Origin of the sequence: Streptomyces sp. NBC_00258 (assembly GCF_036182465.1) — a bacterium.
Taxonomy (GTDB): Bacteria; Actinomycetota; Actinomycetes; order Streptomycetales; family Streptomycetaceae; genus Streptomyces.
In genome coordinates this window covers 5464415-5481083 of sequence record NZ_CP108081.1, presented here as the reverse complement: position 1 = coordinate 5481083, position 16669 = coordinate 5464415, and the positions used below count along the sequence as shown (strand labels likewise).

13 protein-coding genes are annotated in these 16669 nt (G+C 70.2%); 10 read left to right on the top strand and 3 right to left on the bottom strand.

The features are described 5' to 3' along the window. Nucleotides 1-134: 134 nt before the first annotated feature. The 7 genes from OG718_RS24240 (at nucleotide 135) to OG718_RS24210 (ending at nucleotide 10399) form a co-directional block, all read left to right on the top strand. On the top strand, nucleotides 135-1451 hold the full coding sequence (locus OG718_RS24240; protein WP_443055354.1) for a ubiquitin-like domain-containing protein: 1317 nt from the start codon (nucleotides 135-137) through the stop codon (nucleotides 1449-1451). Between the two features lie 260 nt (nucleotides 1452-1711). Further along, on the top strand, nucleotides 1712-2572 hold the full coding sequence (rsmA, locus tag OG718_RS24235; RefSeq protein ID WP_306938542.1) for a 16S rRNA (adenine(1518)-N(6)/adenine(1519)-N(6))-dimethyltransferase RsmA: 861 nt from the start codon (nucleotides 1712-1714) through the stop codon (nucleotides 2570-2572). Then, a complete protein-coding gene (locus OG718_RS24230) occupies nucleotides 2569-3462 on the top strand; it encodes a 4-(cytidine 5'-diphospho)-2-C-methyl-D-erythritol kinase (protein WP_143638947.1) in 894 nt (297 codons plus the stop codon). Before rsmA ends, OG718_RS24230 begins: the two co-directional genes overlap by 4 nt. A gap of 165 nt (nucleotides 3463-3627) precedes the next feature. Next, nucleotides 3628-5436, top strand: coding sequence for an ABC-F family ATP-binding cassette domain-containing protein (locus OG718_RS24225; protein ID WP_143638949.1), 1809 nt, complete (start codon nucleotides 3628-3630; stop codon nucleotides 5434-5436). Between the two features lie 213 nt (nucleotides 5437-5649). After that, on the top strand, nucleotides 5650-7455 hold the full coding sequence (locus OG718_RS24220) for an outer membrane protein assembly factor BamB family protein (protein ID WP_143638951.1): 1806 nt from the start codon (nucleotides 5650-5652) through the stop codon (nucleotides 7453-7455). Nucleotides 7456-7552: 97 nt separating this feature from the next. Further along, nucleotides 7553-9415 (top strand): outer membrane protein assembly factor BamB family protein, encoded by a 1863-nt coding sequence (locus OG718_RS24215; RefSeq protein ID WP_143638953.1) that lies wholly within the window; start codon nucleotides 7553-7555, stop codon nucleotides 9413-9415. A 282-nt stretch (nucleotides 9416-9697) separates the two neighbouring features. Then, nucleotides 9698-10399, top strand: a complete 702-nt coding sequence (locus OG718_RS24210; RefSeq protein WP_143638955.1) for a helix-turn-helix transcriptional regulator — start codon at nucleotides 9698-9700, stop codon at nucleotides 10397-10399. Between the two features lie 106 nt (nucleotides 10400-10505). On the opposite strand, the gene OG718_RS24205 is transcribed toward OG718_RS24210, so the two are convergent. Both OG718_RS24205 and OG718_RS24200 read right to left on the bottom strand, forming a co-directional pair. Continuing rightward, a complete protein-coding gene (locus OG718_RS24205; protein WP_328845140.1) occupies nucleotides 10506-10829 on the bottom strand; it encodes a hypothetical protein in 324 nt (107 codons plus the stop codon). 21 nt (nucleotides 10830-10850) lie between these two features. Next, nucleotides 10851-12554: a sodium:solute symporter family protein gene (locus tag OG718_RS24200; RefSeq protein WP_143638959.1), complete on the bottom strand. Its 1704-nt coding sequence runs from the start codon at nucleotides 12552-12554 to the stop codon at nucleotides 10851-10853. A 122-nt stretch (nucleotides 12555-12676) separates the two neighbouring features. Between OG718_RS24200 and galT the strand changes: the two genes are divergently transcribed. The 3 genes from galT to galK are packed head-to-tail and all read left to right on the top strand — an operon-like array spanning nucleotide 12677 to nucleotide 15884. Next, entirely contained in the window at nucleotides 12677-13738 is a 1062-nt protein-coding gene (gene galT / locus OG718_RS24195; protein ID WP_143638961.1) for a galactose-1-phosphate uridylyltransferase, read from the top strand. Next, the gene (gene galE / locus OG718_RS24190; protein ID WP_328845139.1) at nucleotides 13735-14733 is read left to right on the top strand and encodes a UDP-glucose 4-epimerase GalE; all 999 of its coding nucleotides are present in this window, start codon (nucleotides 13735-13737) and stop codon (nucleotides 14731-14733) included. Before galT ends, galE begins: the two co-directional genes overlap by 4 nt. Further along, nucleotides 14733-15884: a galactokinase gene (gene galK, locus OG718_RS24185; protein WP_143638964.1), complete on the top strand. Its 1152-nt coding sequence runs from the start codon at nucleotides 14733-14735 to the stop codon at nucleotides 15882-15884. Before galE ends, galK begins: the two co-directional genes overlap by 1 nt. A gap of 235 nt (nucleotides 15885-16119) precedes the next feature. Here galK and OG718_RS24180 read toward each other — a convergent pair whose 3' ends face one another. After that, nucleotides 16120-16575: a GNAT family N-acetyltransferase gene (locus OG718_RS24180; RefSeq protein WP_328847821.1), complete on the bottom strand. Its 456-nt coding sequence runs from the start codon at nucleotides 16573-16575 to the stop codon at nucleotides 16120-16122. Nucleotides 16576-16669 lie beyond the last annotated feature (94 nt).

Here is a 16669-nt window from a genome sequence, read left to right as displayed (position 1 = left end):
CGAATGCTCCGCTAGGTTCCTCTGGCCCGATCCGGATCGGATCCCTGGAGCGTGTCGTCGTGAGCAACTCGCAGTACGAGACGTATGGCCCGACGTACGAGACCCCTGAGCCGTACGGTCACGGATACCCGGACATGGACACGGCCTCGGAGCCGGACACGTATCGGCCCGCGTACGAGGACGTGAGCGGGGGTGGGAGCGGTGGCCGGCGTGAGAGCTGGGGCGGCAACGAGTACGCCCCCGACGGGTGGCGCGGGCCGGAGGCGCCGACGCTTCCCCGGCAGGTTCCGCCCACGCTGGAGATGCCGCTGCCCGGTGGCCGCGCCGAAGCCCGGCGGGCCGCCCGGCGGCGCCGGGGAGCCGAGCGGCCCGATGTGCGCCGGCTGCTGCCACAGGCGCTCGTCGTGGCGTTCCTCGCGGGCGGCACCACCGCGTTCGTCGCCGACGACAAGGCGATCGAGCTGAACGTCGACGGGAAGCCGCGCACGCTGCACACCTTCGCCGACGACGTGACCGAACTCCTGGCCGACGAGGGCGTCGAGATCGGCGCGCACGACATCGTGGCGCCCGGCCCCGGAGCGGCGCTGACCAGCGGCGACGAGGTGGCCGTACGGTACGGGCGGCCCGTGCGCCTCACGCTCGACGGACAGCGGAGCCGGGTCTGGACCACGGCCCACACCGTGGACGGCGCGCTGCGGGAGCTCGGGGTGCGTGCGGAGGGCGCGTACGTGTCCGTTCCGCGCTCCCGGCGGATCGGGCGGGAGGGGCTCGCGCTCGACGTCCGTACCGAGCGGACCGTGACGGTCATGGCGGACGGGCGGGCGCGGACGGTCCGGACGAACGCGGCGACCGTCCGCGAGGTCGTGGCGGACGCCGGGATCACGCTGCGCGGCGAGGACACCACGTCCGTGCCGCCCGGGAGCTTTCCCCGGGACGGGCAGACGGTGACGGTCATGCGGATCACCGCTACGCAGGAGGTCCGTGAGGAGCCGATCCCCTTCGAGGTGCGGCGCACGGAGGATTCCGGGCTGTTCCGGGGAACGGAGGTCGTCGAGCGGGCGGGGCGGCCGGGGCTGCGGCGCGTCACGTACGCCCTTCGTACGGTCAACGGGGTGAAGCAGCGGCCTCGGCGGCTGGGGGTCGAGGTGGTGGACCTGCCGCAGGCGCAGCAGGTGAAGGTGGGGACGAGGCCGCTTCCCACGTCCGTGCAGGGGGCGGACGGGCTGAACTGGCAGGGGCTGGCGCACTGCGAGTCGGGCGGCCGACCCGGCGCGGTCGACTCCTCCGGCACGTACGGGGGGCTCTACCAGTTCGACACCCAGACCTGGCACAGCCTCGGCGGCTCCGGCCGCCCCCAGGACGCCCCGGCCGCGGAACAGACCTTCCGCGCGAAGAAGCTGTACGTGCGGCGGGGGGCGAGCCCTTGGCCGCATTGCGGGGGGCGGCTGTAGGGCTGAGGGCCTTTTCCTCGCCCCCGCCGCCCCTACCCATTCCCGTCCCCTGGGGCTCTGCCCCAGACCCCGTGGGGTGCGTTGTCGGGTGCGGGTCGGTTGTGGCTGGTCGCGCAGTTCCCCGCGCCCCTTTAGGGGGCGCGGGGAACTGCGCAGTCTTTTGGGGGTTCGGGGGCGGAGCCCCCGAGTAGTGACGGGAATGGGTAGGGGCGGCGGGGGCGAAAAACAGCCCCGCCCCGTCCCACCCGTACCCTTGGGGCGTGAGCAGCCCCACCTCCGACGCCCTCCTGGGCCCCGCCGACATCCGCGAACTCGCGGAAGCCCTCGGCGTGCGGCCCACCAAGCAGCGCGGCCAGAACTTCGTCATCGACGCCAACACCGTGCGCCGCATCGTGAGGACCGCCGACGTCCGCCCCGAGGACGTGGTCGTCGAGGTGGGCCCGGGACTCGGCTCCCTGACCCTCGCCCTGCTGGAGGTCGCCGACCGCGTCGTCGCCGTCGAGATCGACGACGTCCTCGCGAGCGCCCTCCCCGCGACGATCACGGCCCGCATGCCGTCCCGCGCGGAGCGCTTCGCGCTCGTCCACTCCGACGCCATGCAGGTGGCCGAACTCCCCGGCCCCGCCCCCACCGCCCTCGTCGCGAACCTCCCCTACAACGTCGCCGTCCCGGTACTCCTGCACATGCTCGACACCTTCCCCACCATCGAGCGCACGCTCGTGATGGTGCAGGCCGAGGTCGCCGACCGCCTCGCCGCCCCGCCCGGCTCGAAGGTCTACGGCGTGCCGTCGGTGAAGGCGAACTGGTACGCCGACGTCAGGCGGGCCGGTTCCATCGGCCGCAACGTCTTCTGGCCCGCTCCCAACGTCGACAGCGGGCTCGTCTCGCTGGTGCGGCGCGCGGAGCCGGTGAAGACGACAGCCTCCAAGCGCGAGGTCTTCGCCGTCGTGGACGCGGCCTTCGCCCAGCGGCGCAAGACCCTGCGGGCCGCGCTCGCCGGGTGGGCCGGTTCCGCCCCCGCCGCCGAGGCCGCCCTCGTCGCGGCGGGCGTCTCGCCCCAGGCACGCGGTGAGTCCCTGACGGTCGAGGAGTTCGCACGGATCGCGGAGAGCAAGCAGTGAGCGTGACGGTAAGGGTCCCCGCCAAGGTCAACGTGCAGCTCGCGGTGGGCGGCGCCCGCCCCGACGGGTTCCACGACCTGGCCAACGTCTTCCTCGCGGTCGGCCTCCACGACGAGGTCACCGTGACCCCGGCGGACGCCCTCCGGGTGACCTGCGAGGGGCCCGACGCCGCCCAAGTGCCCCTGGACCGTACGAATCTGGCGGCCCGCGCGGTGGAGAAGCTCGCCGCGAGGACGGGGCGCGAGGCCCGTGTGCACATCCACATCGCCAAGGACATTCCCGTGGCCGGGGGCATGGCGGGCGGGTCCGCCGACGGCGCGGGCGCGCTGCTCGCGTGCGACGCCCTCTGGGGTACGGGGGCCTCTCGCGAGGAACTCCTCGACATCTGCGCCGAGTTGGGCAGCGACGTGCCGTTCAGCCTGGTCGGCGGCGCGGCGCTCGGGACCGGGCGGGGGGAGAAGCTGCGGGTTCTGGAGGTCGGGGGGACCTTCCACTGGGTGTTCGCCGTCGCCGACGGCGGGTTGTCGACGCCTGCCGTGTACGGGGAGTTCGACCGGCTGAGCGAAGGGGTGGAGGTGCCTGAGCCGGTTGCCTCCGGCGGGCTTCTGGAGGCGTTGGCCAAGGGTGACCCCGTGGCTCTTGCGGGCACCCTCTCCAATGACCTTCAGGCCGCCGCGTTGTCCCTCCGGCCGTCGCTGGCCCTGACACTGGCCGCGGGTACCTCTGCCGGGGCGCTGGCCGCGCTGGTGTCGGGGTCCGGACCGACGACCGCGTTCCTCGTGCGGGATGCCGAGGCGGCGGTGAAGGTTGCGGATGCGCTTGTTGTTTCCGGGACCTGTCGCGCTGCGCGCGTTGCCGCGGGGCCCGTGCCCGGGGCTGTTGTGATCTGACGGTCGTGTTGCGACCGCGGGTGCGTGGGGGCTGATCGCGCCGTTCCCCGCACCCCTGGGGGCCGGGGGCTGAGGGCTGGGGGAGCCGCCCCCGGACGGGCGGAAGGATCACCCTCACGGGCGACTACCCTGGAAGGTCGATCGATCCCCCTTGTCAGGAGTGCGATGGCCGTCAATCTGGTCAATGTCGAGGCAGTCAGCAAGGTGTACGGAACCCGTGCGCTGCTCGACGGAGTCTCCCTCGGCGTGTCCGAGGGCGACCGGATCGGGGTGGTCGGCCGCAACGGTGACGGCAAGACCACACTGATCCGGATGCTCGCCAAGCTGGAGGAGGCCGACACCGGGCGGGTCACGCACTCGGGCGGCCTGCACCTCGGTGTGCTCACCCAGCACGACTCCCTCGACCCCGAGGCCACCGTCCGCCACGAGGTCATCCGGGACATGGCCGACCACGAGTGGGCGGGCAACGCCAAGATCAGGGACGTACTCACCGGACTGTTCGGCGGGCTCGACCTGCCGGGCTTCCCGCAGGGGCTCGACACCGTGATCGGACCGCTCTCCGGCGGTGAGCGGCGGCGGATCGCGTTGGCCAAGCTGCTCATCGAGGAGCAGGACCTGATCATCCTCGACGAGCCCACCAACCACCTGGACGTGGAAGGGATCGCCTGGCTCGCCCAGCATCTGAGCCGGCGCCGGTCCGCGCTCGTCTGCGTCACCCACGACCGGTGGTTCCTCGACCAGGTCTGCACCAGCATGTGGGACGTGCAGAAGGGCGATGTGTACGAGTACGAGGGCGGCTACACCGACTACGTCTTCGCCCGGGCCGAGCGGGAGCGCATCGCCGCCACCGAGGAGGTCAAGCGGCAGAACCTCGTCCGCAAGGAGCTGGCCTGGCTGCGGCGCGGGGCGCCCGCCCGTACGTCCAAGCCGCGCTTCCGTGTCGAGGCGGCCAACGAGCTGATCGCCGATGTGCCGCCGCCGCGGGACAGCAGCGAGCTGATGAAGTTCGCCTCGACCCGGCTCGGCAAGACCGTCTTCGACCTGAAGGACGTCACCGTCCAGGCCGGGCCGAAGGTGCTCCTCAAGCATCTGACCTGGCAGCTCGGGCCGGGGGACCGGATCGGTCTCGTCGGTGTGAACGGCGCGGGCAAGACCTCCCTGCTGCGGGCCATGAGGGACGCCGCCCTCTCCGAGGGCGAGACACAGCCCGTCGCCGGACGGGTCGCGGTCGGCAGGACCGTCAAGCTCGCCTACCTCTCCCAGGAGGTCGCCGAGCTCGACCCGACGCTGCGGGTGCTGCAGGCCGTCCAGGCCGTGCGCGACCGCGTCGACCTCGGCAAGGGCCGCGAGATGACCGCGGGCCAGCTCTGCGAGACCTTCGGCTTCAACAAGGAGAAGCAGTGGACGCCGGTCGGTGACCTGAGCGGTGGTGAGCGCCGCCGTCTCCAGCTGCTGCGGCTGCTGATGGACGAGCCGAACGTCCTCTTCCTCGACGAGCCGACGAACGACCTCGACATCGAGACCCTCACACAGCTGGAGGACGTCCTCGACGGCTGGCCCGGCTCGATGATCGTGATCTCCCACGACCGGTTCTTCATCGAGCGCACCACAGACCGGGTGTTCGCGCTCCTCGGCGACGCCACCCTGCGGATGCTGCCGCGCGGGATCGACGAGTACCTGGAGCGGCGCCACAAGATGGAGGAGGCCGCGGCGGCCTCCGCGCCCGCGCCGGTTCCGTCGTCCGAAAAGACCGGTGTGTCGTCGGCGGACGTCCGCGCCGCGAAGAAGGAACTCCAGAAGATCGAGCGGCAGCTGGACAAGATCTCCGAGAAGGAGAGCAAGCTGCACACCCAAATCGCCGACAATGCCACGGACTTCGGGAAAGTGGCGAAACTGGACTCCGACCTGCGCGAACTGGCCACTGAGCGCGAGGAGTTGGAAATGCGGTGGCTGGAGCTCGCAGACGACGCGTGAAGGCTGCGTGAAGGAGCATAACGAGGGCATCACGGGCCGGTCCTCCCTTGGGAACAGGGGAGGAACCGGCCCCTTGTTCGAGCGCGTCATGGTGATAGAAAGAGCCGTCCGAGAACACTCTTGGGCAGTCTGACAACCACTGTGAGTGCATCGCCTACTGCGGTGCGTACTGCAGGGCATGGCTAAAAATCAGTGAAGAGGGGGAACGCGCTGATGACTCAGCCGCCCAACCAGCCGCCGCAGGGCGGGTTCGGAGCGCCACAGGACCAGCCGCCGCAGGGAGGCTTCGGCCCGCCGCAGGCCCCGGGGGGAGCCACGCCTCCGCCGCCCGCCCAGCCGCCGGGGACTCCGCCGCCGCCTCCGCAGGGCGCGCCGGGGACCCCGCCGCAGCCCGGTTACGGCTACCCGCAGCAGCCCGGTCCCTACGCCCAGCCGGGTCCGTACGGCCAGCAGCCGGGGCCGTACACCCAGCCCGGCCCGTACGGGCAGCCGCAGCAGCCCGGTCCGTACAGCCAGCCCGGGTACGGCTATCCGCAGCAGCCGCAGTTCCCGGGTGCGCCCGGGACGCCGCCGGGCGGTGGCTCGCGCAATCCCTTCAAGGGGAAGCCCGCGATGATCATCGGGGCGGCGCTGGCCGCGGCGCTCGTCATCGGCGGCACCGTGTGGGCCGTCTCCGGCAGTGGTGACGACACCAAGAAGAAGGAGCCCGTCGCCGACAAGAGCCAGGACGGCAAGGCCTCCGCCTCGGACGCCCCGGTCAACCCCGGCGACGGTGACGGCGACGGCAACGCGGGCACCGAGGACCTCAACGAGGGCCGCCAGGCGGGCGAGTCGAAGGTGCTCTGGTACAAGGAGGCGCCCGACGCGCCCGGTTCAGGCGCCGACGCCCCCGGCCTGTGGGTCACCGACAAGATCGCCGTGAAGGCCGCGTACAAGCAGGTCTTCGCCTACAACGTCGACGACGGCAAGGTCGCCTGGCCCGCGGTCTCCTTCCCGGAGAAGATCTGCGCGGTGTCCCCGCAGAAGACGTCCGCGGACAAGGTCTTCGTGGCGTACAAGGAAGGCACCAAGGACGCAGCCGAGTGCAACCAGGTCGTGGAACTCGACCTCGCCACCGGCAAGAAGGGCTGGACGAAGGAGATCCCCGAGGGTGACCTCTTCGACAGCTCTCTTCAGCTCGGCCTGAACATCGTCGGGGACACGCTGGTCGTGGGCCGCTCCATGTCCGGCATCGGCTACGACGTGAGCAGCGGCGACAAGCTCTTCGAGAAGAAGAAGTACGGCGCCTCCTGCTTCCCGTCGGCGTTCACCGGTGGTGCCAAGCTGCTCGTGGTCTCTTCCTGCGGGGCCGGCGGCGACAACGAGCACGACGAGGTGCAGGAACTCGACCCGGCCACCGGCAAGGCCCAGTGGACCAGGAAGTTCCCCAAGGGCTGGCGCGTCGAGCGGACGTACTCCGTCGACCCCGCCGTCATCTACCTCACCAACGCCGACAAGAAGCAGTGGAACGTCACCACGCTGAAGAACGACGGCACGGTCCGCTCGGAGCTCGACGTCGACGAGTCGTTCGCGCCCGAGTGCGGCTGGGCGATCCTCTCGCGCGACCTCCAGGGCTGCGCGGGTGTGGCGGCCGACGCGAACACCCTCTACCTGCCGACCGAGGCGAAGAGCGGCGCCAACGAGGTGGTCGCCGTCAGCCTGGAGACCGGCAAGGAGAAGTGGCGGGTCAAGTCCCCGGCGGACGAGGCGATGATGCCGATGAAGCTGGACGGCACGAACCTGATCGCGTACGTGCAGCCCTCCTACGACTCGGGCGGGCGGGTCGTCTCGATCCCGACCGGCGGCGGCTCGCACACGCCTCGGAAGCTCCTGCAGAACCCGCAGGGCACCGCGGACATCGAGGACGGCTTCTTCTCGAAGGCCGTCGACTACGTGGACGGGCGCTTCTACCTCTCCACCACTCGCCTGACGGGCAACGACGAGTCCAAGGAGAAGCTGATGCTGGCCTTCGGCAAGTGATCCGGCCGGCTCTCCCGTACGTTCTGCCCGCTCGTCCCGTCCGGCCCGTCCACGGCCACCAGACCTTCGTCCCCTTCGTATCCGAGGTACACACGTCATGAGTCAGCCGCCGCCCCCGCCGCCCAACCAGCCGCCCCAGGGAGGCGGTTTCGGCGCCCCGCAGGACCCGCCTCCGGGTGGCTTCGGTGCGCCCACCCCGCCGCCCACCCCGCCGCCCGCCACTCCGCCCGCCGGGCCTCCGCAGCAGCAGCCGGGCTACGGCTACCCGCAGGCGCCGGGGCAGGCACCCCAGACCCCGCCCCCGGCCGGGCCCCCGTCGGCCCCGCCGCAGCAGCCGTACGGCTACCCGCAGGCGCCCGGCGCGCCCCAGGGAGGCCCGCAGACGCCGCCGGCCCAGCCGGGCTACGGCTACCCGGGCCAGCAGCAGCCCGGTTACGGCTATCCGGGCCAGCAGCCCCAGTACGGCTACCAGCAGCCCGGCACCATGCCGATGCAGCCGCAGGCTCCGCAGGGCGGGCGCAAGGTCAACCCGCAGGTGGCGATCATCGTCTCGGCCGTCGTGGCGATCGCGCTCATCGTCGGCGGCGGTGTCTGGTACGCGAACTCGTCCGGCAAGAGCGACGACAAGGACACCTCGGCGGGCCCCGGCGGCACCGAAGGCAAGGACGACAACAACGGCGGCGACGACGTCGGCGGAAGCGGCGGCACGGAGAAGGTGCCCTCCAGCACCAGCGCCAAGGTCCTCTTCCAGCTGCCCGCGGCGGAGGTGCCCAAGAAGGACGTCTGGAGCGTCGCCGGCTCCTGGCTGACCGACAAGGTGTACGCCAAGTCCGGCCCCAGTGAGGTTGTCGGCTACGACCCGGACACCGGCAAGGAGTCCTGGACGCTGCCGCTGACGGGGCTGACCTGCGCCGGTTCCCCCGAGGTCACCAAGGACGGCGTCGCCGTGGTGGTCGCCGAGGACGCCAAGCGCACCAAGGCGAACCCGTACCCGGAGTGCACCGAGGTCACCGCGTTCAACCTGAACACCGGCAAGGCGCTCTGGACGAAGTCCGTGGCCCCCAACGGCGGTGAGAAGGCCGCGTTCAAGGAAGTCAGCATCACCGGCACCACGGTCGCGGCCGGCTCCGGCCTCAACGGCGGCGCCGCCTTCGACATCAGCAACGGCAAGATCCTCTGGCAGCCGAAGGTCGGCACGTGCGAGGACGTCGGCTACGCGGGCGGCGAGCAGCTCGTCGCGGTCCGCAAGTGCGGCGACTACGGCAACGAGAAGTACGAGGTCCAGCTGCTCGACCCGAAGGCGGGCACCGTCAAGTGGAGCTACAAGCTCCCCGCGGGCATCGACAACGCCAAGGTCATCTCCACCAAGCCGGTCGTCTTCGGTGTGGACTCCGGCGAGATCACCGCGTCCGGCGCGACGGACGTCTTCTCGCTGGACGACAGCGGCAAGCTGCGCACCAAGATCACGCTGGAGGACGGCAAGTACGAGCACGACTGCGGTGTGAACAAGATCCACAACTGCCGCTCGATCGCGGTCGGCAACGACAGGCTGTACGTGCCGACCAAGCAGCACGAGGGCGCCGAGCAGTACTCCCGGGTCAACGAGATCGTGTCCTTCTCGCTGGCCACGGGCAAGCCCACGAGCGACCGGGCCGACGCCGGTGACGGCTACGAGATCCTGCCGATCCGGATGGACGGCGGCAACGTCATCGCGTACAAGAACGGCCCGTACGACAAGGGTTCCCAGGTCGTCTCCATCGACGGCAAGACCTTCAAGGAGACCAAGCTCCTGGAGACCCCGGCCGAGGCCCAGGTCCGCAGCGCGATCAGCAGCATCAGCCCGAGCAGCGCGGAGCTGCGGTACACCAGCGGCAGGCTCTTCATGGCTCAGGAGCTGATCAGCGCGCCGTACTCCGCGGACGACAAGGAGTACGCGGCGATCGGCTTCGGCGCCAACTAGGCGTCCCACGGCTGCCCGAGGTCTTCGACGGGCCTCGGGCGGGCCGTACGCCGATCAGGCGTTCGCCTGTCGATCACGACTCCGTCCCTGCTCAGGGGCGGAGTCGTTCTCGTACGGCCCATCGCTCGCGAATGCGAGGAATTTCGGAAATCCGGGGCACTTCTCTCCAGTAGGGGAAGCGCAACGTCGAACAAGCGTGTAGCTTCCGGGGGATGGAGAGCCGGGGGGCTCCTATCCATGGGGTACCAGTGGGGATCCAGGGGGACTGGGGGGTTGGGCTCGATGGGAGTGCGGCTCATGGTGGTCGACGACCACCGACTGCTCGCCGAGGCGTTGGCCTCGGCCTTGAAGCTGCGCGGGCACCGCGTGCTGGCCGCGGCCGCGCCTGCCGCGGGAGCGGCGGAGCTGGTGATCACGAGGGCGCCGGAGGTGTGCCTGATCGGCACGGCGACGCCCGCCGAACCGGGCATGTTCGACCCGGTGGTGAGGATCAAGCGGGAGCGGCCGCAGGTCGCGGTGCTGGTCCTCGGACCGGTGCCGAACCCGCGCGGAATCGCCGCGGCGTTCGCCGCGGGAGCGTCCGGCTACGTACGGCACGACGAGCGGATAGAGGGTGTCGAGCGGGCCATCATGAAGGCCCGGGCGGGGGAGGCGGCCGTGGCGCCGCAGCTTCTGCAGGGCGCCTTCAGTGAACTGCTCAACCCGGCCGCGCAGCCCGACGACGAGGGCCAGCGGCTCCTCCAGATGCTGACGCCGAGAGAGGTCGAGGTGCTGGTGAGGGTGGCCGACGGCGAGGACACGCGGCTCATCGCGGCCGGCATGGGCATAGCGCCGAGCACCGCGCGGACCCACGTGCAGCGCGTACTGATGAAGCTGGGCGTCGGCTCCCGGCTGGAGGCGGCCGCGCTCGCCGCCCGTACGGGGCTGCTGGACCGCGCGGGGCCGATTCAGCACCCGGCGCCGGACACGGGGTCCGAGGTCTAGTCCCGGCCCTGGTACAGGGTCCCGGTCCCGGCCCCGGTACAGGTGTGGGGGCCGGAGTCGCGCTGTGCGGCTCCGGCCCCGTACCCGCGATCGCCGTGCCCGGCGGTTACCCGGCGGGTCGCTCGGTGTCCGGGTCCTGGTCCGGTGTGGGCGGTGCCGTCGGGCGCAGCCACAGCCAGGCCAGGAAGAACAGGCCGAGCGCCAGCATGCCGAGGCCCGTCCAGAGGTTGATGTTGACGTCCTGGGCCTTGGCGATGTCGGCGTCGGACTCGGTGATGCCGGCGATCGTGACGATGATCCCGTAGACGACGAACAGGCCGCCGATGATGCGGCGGATGTCGAACAGGCGGGCCGCGGTGGCGGACTTGCCCTGCAGTTCGGTGACTTCGCGTTGAAGGTCGCGGTCGGAATAGCCAGAGTGCTCGGACATGGGTGATCAGGCCTCCGGTCGTCAGAAGGAGAAGGGGATGTAGCAGGCGGCGGCCAGGATGATCGCGCCCCAGCCGAGCAGGGCCGGCTTGCGGTACCAGGCGTCGTCGCCCTTGGCCGGCGGCTCCTCCATGCCGGGCGAGGTGGTCCCGTACACCAGGCCCTGGAGTTCCTCCGCGGGCTTCGGCGCGGTGAAGAGGGAGACGGCGAACATGACCACCGCGCCGGCCACGAACCCGGCGATCGCGGAGACGAAGTTGGCGCCCTGGTCGGAGGGGATGCCGATGATGTCCTGCTTGTAGAGGACGAAGTAGTTGATCATCGCGGCCGTGGTGCCCGCGAGCAGGCCCCAGAAGCCGGACTTCATGGACGCGCGCTTCCAGAACATGCCGATGATGAAGACGACGAACATCGGCACGTTGAAGAAGGAGAACAGCGTCTGGAGGTAGCTCATGATGTTCGAGAAGGAGGAGGCGAGGAACGCCGTCCCGATCGACGCCAGCACGCCGGCGGCCGTGATGAGACGGCCGAAGCGCACGTAGTACGTGTCCTCCTCGTCGCGCTTCACGTACTTCTGCCAGATGTCCGTGGTGAAGACGGTGTTGAAGGACGAGATGTTGGCCGCCATGCCCGCCATGAAGGCCGCCAGCAGACCGGTCACCGCGATCCCGAGGACGCCGTTGGGCAGCAGGTCCTCCATCAGGTACGGGATCGCGTCGTTGTACTGGAGGTCGGACCCGGAGGTCCCGATCTTCGGCACGAGCACGGCCGCGACGAGCCCCGGGATCATCACCAGGAAGACGATGAAGATCTTCGGGAACGCGGCGATGAGCGGGGTGCGCTGGGCCGCGGAGAGGTTCTTCGCGGACAGGGCGCGCTGCACCTCGGCGAAGTTCGTCGTCCAGTAGCCAAAGGACAGCACGAAGCCGAGGCCCAGGACGATGGTGAGCCAGTTGGCGCCGAGCGGGTTGTCGCTGCCGATTCCGGTGCCGCCCCACGCGGTGGTGAAGTCGGCTCCGTGGGACGCCGTCAGGGAGTCGGTCAGGCCGTCCCAGCCGCCGACCTTCTTCAGCCCGAGCACCGAGAGCGGGATCAGCGCGGCGAGGATCACGAAGAACTGCAGCACCTCGTTGTAGATCGCTGACGACAGACCGCCGAGGGTGATGTAGCCGAGCACGAAGAAGCCCGCGACGACGATCGACACCCACTGCGGCCAGCCGAGCAGTGCCTCGACGACGATGGCGAGCGCGTAGAGGTTCACCCCGGCGATGAGGATCGCGGCGAACGCGAACAGGATCGAGCTGAGCAGATGCGCCCCCTTGTCGAAGCGCAGCAGCAGGAACTCGGGGACGGACCTGACCTTCGAGCCGTAGTAGAAGGGCATCATCACCAGGCCCAGGAAGACCATGGCGGGGATGGCGCCGATCCAGTACCAGTGCACGGTGTAGACGCCGTACTGGGCGCTGTTGGCGGCCATGCCGAGGATCTCGGTCGCGCCCAGGTTGGCGGCGATGAACGCGAGACCGGTCACCCAGGCGGGCAGCGAACGCCCGGAGAGGAAGAAGTCGAGGCTGGTCTTCACCGAGCGGCGGGCCGCGAAGCCGATGCCGAGCACGACGACGAAGTAGATCGCCAGGATCGTGTAGTCGAGCCAGTTGGTGGGGAGGCGCAGCTCCGCCGCCAGGTGCACGGGCGATGTGGGGGCTGGATCTGTGGGGGTCTGCATACAGCACTCACTTCACTTTGGTGTTCTTTGTTTGGTTGTGGTGATGACTGGCGTGGGGGTTTGTGGTTTGATGTGTTTGCTTCTGTTGAATGCTTTGATCGGGTACGGATGGAGAGTCCGGCGTGAAGAAGACCTCGACCCGACTGGCCGACGGTCGTGAGCTCATCTACTACGACTCGCGCGACGACACGGTGCGCGACGCGGTGGACCGGCGCCCGCTCGACCGGACGGTCACCACATCGGAGGTACGCCGCGATCCGCTGCTCGGTGACGCGGTGGCCATCGCCTCCCACCGGCAGGGCCGGACCTACCACCCGCCGGCTGACGAATGCCCGCTGTGCCCCTCCGAGGGCGACCGGCTGAGCGAGATCCCGGACTCCTCGTACGACGTCGCGGTCTTCGAGAACCGCTTCCCGTCGCTGGCCGGGGACTCCGGTCGCTGCGAGGTCGTCTGCTTCACCTCGGACCACGGCGCGTCCTTCGCCGATCTGACCGAGGAGCAGGCGGGTCTGGTCCTGGACGCGTGGACCGACCGCACGGCCGAGCTGTCGCATCTCCCCTCCGTGGAGCAGGTGTTCTGTTTCGAGAACCGCGGCGCCGAGATCGGCGTGACGCTCGGACATCCGCACGGGCAGATCTACGCGTACCCGTTCACGACGCCTCGAACGGCCCTGATGCTGCGGTCGCTCGCGGCACACAAGGAGGGGACGGGCGGGGAGAACCTCTTCGACGCCGTGCTGGAGAAGGAACTGGCCGGCGAGCGGATCGTGCTGGAGACCGACCACTGGGTGGCCTTCGTGCCGTACGCCGCGCACTGGCCGTACGAGGTGCACCTCTACCCGCGCCGCCGCGTGCCGGACCTGCTGGGTCTCGACGAGGGGGCACGCACAGAATTCCCCCAGGTCTATCTGGAACTGTTGAGGCGCTTCGACCGGATCTTCGGCGAGGGTGAACCGCGCACGCCGTACATCTCGGCCTGGCACCAGGCGCCGTTCGGCACGCTGGAGGAGTTCGACGGTGTGGTGAGGGAGGACTTCGCGCTCCACCTCGAGCTTTTCACCATCCGCCGTACGTCCGGCAAGCTGAAGTTCCTCGCGGGTTCCGAGTCCGGCATGAGTGTGTTCATCAACGACGTGCCGCCGGAGGCCGCGGCCCAGCGACTGCGAGAGGTAGCGAGTTCATGAGTGGGAAGTACCTGGTCACCGGCGGTGCGGGCTATGTGGGCAGTGTGGTCGCCCAGCATCTGCTGGAGGCGGGCCACGAGGTGACCGTCCTCGACAACCTCTCCACCGGCTTCCGCGAGGGCGTGCCCGCGGGCGCCGAATTCATCGAGGGCGACATCCGCGACGCCGCCAAGTGGCTGGACTCCTCGTTCGACGCCGTGCTCCACTTCGCCGCGTTCTCGCAGGTCGGCGAGTCGGTCGTGAAGCCCGAGAAGTACTGGGACAACAACGTCGGCGGCACGATGGCCCTGCTGGCGGCCATGCGCTCGGCGGGCGTCCGCAAGCTGGTCTTCTCCTCCACGGCGGCGACGTACGGCGAGCCGGAGACCACCCCGATCGTCGAGTCCGCCCCGACGTCCCCGACCAACCCGTACGGCGCCTCCAAGCTCGCCGTCGACCACATGATCACCGGCGAGGCGGCCGCGCACGGACTCGCGGCGGTGTCGCTGCGCTACTTCAACGTGGCGGGCGCGTACGGCGCGTGCGGCGAGCGGCACGACCCCGAGTCGCACCTGATCCCGCTGGTCCTCCAGGTCGCCCAGGGCCGCCGCGACGCCATCTCCGTCTACGGCGACGACTACCCGACCCCGGACGGCACCTGCATCCGCGACTACATCCACGTCGCGGACCTGGCGGAGGCCCACCTGCTGGCCGTCGCCGCCGCGCAGCCGGGCGAGCACCTGATCTGCAACCTCGGCAACGGCAACGGCTTCTCGGTCCGCGAGGTCGTCGAGACCGTCCGCCGGGTGACCGGACACCCGATCCCCGAGGTCGCGGCCCCGCGCCGCGCCGGTGACCCGGCCGTCCTCGTCGCCTCCGCGGCCACGGCCCGCGAACGGCTCGGCTGGAACCCGTCCCGCGCGGATCTCGCGGGGATCGTCGCGGACGCGTGGGAGTTCGCGCAGCACATCGCGACGTCGCAGTCGTCGGCGCAGTCGAAGTCGAAGGAGAACTAGTGGGGGCACAGCAGGTACGCGAAGGGTTCGAAGCGCTCTTCGGGGCGGCCCCCGACGGTGTCTGGGCGGCACCCGGCCGGGTCAACCTGATCGGTGAGTACACGGACTTCAACGAGGGCTTCGTGATGCCGCTCGCGCTGCCGCACACGGCGGTGGCGGCGGTCTCGCGCCGCGACGACGGCGTACTCCGCATCCACTCGGCCGACATCGAGGGCCCGGTCGTCGAACTGCACGTCGACGAACTGGCGCCGCTGACGAACACGAGCTGGGCCGCCTACCCGGCGGGGGTCGTCTGGGTCCTGCGCGAGGCCGGTCACGCCGTCACCGGCGCGGACATCCACCTCGCCTCGACGGTCCCGACGGGCGCGGGCCTGTCGTCCTCGGCCGCGCTGGAGGTGGTCACGGCCCTGGCGCTGAACGACCTGTTCGAGCTGGGCCTCACGCGTCCGGAGCTGGCCCGGGTCTCCCAGCGGGCGGAGAACGACTTCGTGGGCGTGCCCTGCGGAATCATGGACCAGACGGCGTCCGCCTGCTCCACGGAGGGCCACGCCCTCCACCTCGACTGCCGTGACCTGTCCATCCGGCAGGTCCCGTTCGACCTGCCGGCCCACGGGCTGAGGCTCCTCGTGGTCGACACCCGTGTGAAGCACGCTCTGGGCGACGGGGAGTACGCGGAGCGGCGGGAGGGCTGCGAGGAGGGGGCGCGGCAGCTCGGTGTTCCCTTCCTTCGGGACGTCCGCTTCGAGGACCTGGAGGCTTCCCTCGCGCGTCTGTCCGACGAGCGGGTGCGTCGCTATGTGCGGCATGTGGTGTCCGACGACCATCGGGTCGATGAGGTCATCGCGTTGCTGGACGCGGGGGATGTGCGTGGCATCGGGCCGATCCTGACGTCCGGTCATGCCTCGTTGCGGGACGATCTGCGGATCTCGTGCCCGGAGCTGGATCTGGTGGTTGCCACGGCGAACGAGGCGGGGGCGCTTGGCGCTCGCATGACCGGGGGCGGGTTCGGCGGCTCGGCGATCGTGTTGGTGGAGTCCTCGGACTCGGACACGGTCACCAAGGCGGTGGAGGAGGCCTTCGCGGCCGCCGGCTTCACCGCGCCGCGGGTGTTCCCGGCGGTGCCTTCTGAGGGTGCTCGGCGGGTGAGCTGACCTCGGGCTTTCCTCGCCCCCGCCGCCCTTACCCATACCCGTCACTACTCGGGGGCTCCGCCCCCGAACCCCCGCTCCTCAAACGCCGGAGGGGCTGGATTTTCCGCGGCCTGGGCCGACACTTCCAGCCCGTCCGGCGTTTGAGGACGAGGCCGTTCAGGCCGATGCGGGGGTCTGGGGGCGACAGCCCCCAGGGACGGGACGGGTAGGGGCGGCGGGGCGAGAAACGGGTGGGTCAGGCGAGGTGCTTCGTCAGGGTGTACTCCGTGATGCCCGGGGGATAGTCCGGGATCTCGCACACCACCTCGTAGCCCTGTTTCCGGTAGAAGGCCGGGGCCTGGAAATCCCACGTCTCCAGCCGGGAGTTGCGGCAACCGCGGGACGTACGGGCCAGATGTTCCGCACGGGACAGAAGGTGCGAGCCAAGACCGGCACCACGACGGCGCTCGTCGACCCAGAGATACGTCACGTGCAGCCACCCCGCCCACGTGTGCCCGACCAGACCCCCCACGACCCCACCGGCCGGATCCAACGCCCATACCTGGAGCGGAACTTCCCGTTCACCAGGGGTTCCGCGCAGAGAACGGAGCACCGGAGACGCAGCCATGTTCGCGTCCCGTAGCCGTGAACGCAGGAATTGACTACGCTCTTTGTCGACTTCAGTCTCAATACGAAACATACGGCTCACCATAAACGCGCTGGCCAATCAGTTCTGCAAATCACCTTCCGCTCCTGCTGCCCAGCCGTACTCTGATGAGCAGCACCGGTGGGGGCCGGTGCTGATC

Bases quoted from the DNA above. Each gene is read 5' to 3' on its own strand.
- OG718_RS24215 (WP_143638953.1), top strand. From the start codon at position 7,553: ATGAGTCAGCCGCCGCCCCCGCCGCCCAACCAGCCGCCCCAGGGAGGC.
- OG718_RS24210 (WP_143638955.1), top strand. From the start codon at position 9,698: ATGGGAGTGCGGCTCATGGTGGTCGACGACCACCGACTGCTCGCCGAG.
- OG718_RS24205 (WP_328845140.1), bottom strand. From the start codon at position 10,829: ATGTCCGAGCACTCTGGCTATTCCGACCGCGACCTTCAACGCGAAGTC.
- OG718_RS24220 (WP_143638951.1), top strand. From the start codon at position 5,650: ATGACTCAGCCGCCCAACCAGCCGCCGCAGGGCGGGTTCGGAGCGCCA.
- OG718_RS24180 (WP_328847821.1), bottom strand. From the start codon at position 16,575: ATGGTGAGCCGTATGTTTCGTATTGAGACTGAAGTCGACAAAGAGCGT.
- OG718_RS24225 (WP_143638949.1), top strand. From the start codon at position 3,628: ATGGCCGTCAATCTGGTCAATGTCGAGGCAGTCAGCAAGGTGTACGGA.
- OG718_RS24240 (WP_443055354.1), top strand. From the start codon at position 135: ATGGACACGGCCTCGGAGCCGGACACGTATCGGCCCGCGTACGAGGAC.
- galE (WP_328845139.1), top strand. From the start codon at position 13,735: ATGAGTGGGAAGTACCTGGTCACCGGCGGTGCGGGCTATGTGGGCAGT.
- OG718_RS24200 (WP_143638959.1), bottom strand. From the start codon at position 12,554: ATGCAGACCCCCACAGATCCAGCCCCCACATCGCCCGTGCACCTGGCG.